At 51.9% G+C, this 931-nt stretch carries 1 rRNA gene; it reads left to right on the forward strand.

Annotated features, from left to right (window positions below):
• Positions 1–931: ribosomal RNA gene (locus D8S93_RS24750) — 23S ribosomal RNA — on the forward strand; the annotation flags it as partial.

Here is a 931-nt window from a genome sequence, read left to right on the forward strand (position 1 = left end):
TTGTCCTGTGACTGCGTACCTTTTGTATAATGGGTCAGCGACTTATATTCAGTGGCAAGGTTAACCATCTAGGGGAGCCGTAGGGAAACCGAGTCTTAACTGGGCGTTCAGTCTCTGGATATAGACCCGAAACCAGGTGATCTAGCCATGGGCAGGTTGAAGGTTGAGTAACATCAACTGGAGGACCGAACCGACTAATGTTGAAAAATTAGCGGATGACTTGTGGCTAGGGGTGAAAGGCCAATCAAACCTGGAGATAGCTGGTTCTCCCCGAAAGCTATTTAGGTAGCGCCTCGGACGAATACTACTGGGGGTAGAGCACTGTTAAGGCTAGGGGGTCATCCCGACTTACCAACCCTTTGCAAACTCCGAATACCAGTAAGTACTATCCGGGAGACACACGGCGGGTGCTAACGTCCGTCGTGGAGAGGGAAACAACCCAGACCGCCAGCTAAGGTCCCAAATTACTACTAAGTGGGAAACGATGTGGGAAGGCTCAGACAGCCAGGATGTTGGCTTAGAAGCAGCCATCATTTAAAGAAAGCGTAATAGCTCACTGGTCGAGTCGGCCTGCGCGGAAGATGTAACGGGGCTAAGTAGTAAACCGAAGCTGCGGCAATACTCTTTGAGTATTGGGTAGGGGAGCGTTCTGTAAGCGGTTGAAGGTGTGTGGTAACGCATGCTGGACGTATCAGAAGTGCGAATGCTGACATGAGTAACGATAAAGGGGGTGAAAAACCTCCTCGCCGGAAGACCAAGGGTTCCTGTCCAACGTTAATCGGGGCAGGGTAAGTCGACCCCTAAGGCGAGGCCGAAAGGCGTAGTCGATGGGAAACGGGTTAATATTCCCGTACTTCTTACAATTGCGATGGGGGGACGGAGAAGGCTAGGTGGGCCTGGCGACGGTTGTCCAGGTTCAAGTGCGTAGGCT

The sequence above is a fragment of the Vibrio sp. VGrn 2 genome, from assembly GCF_009361695.1.
Lineage (GTDB): Bacteria > Pseudomonadota > Gammaproteobacteria > Enterobacterales > Vibrionaceae > Vibrio > Vibrio diabolicus.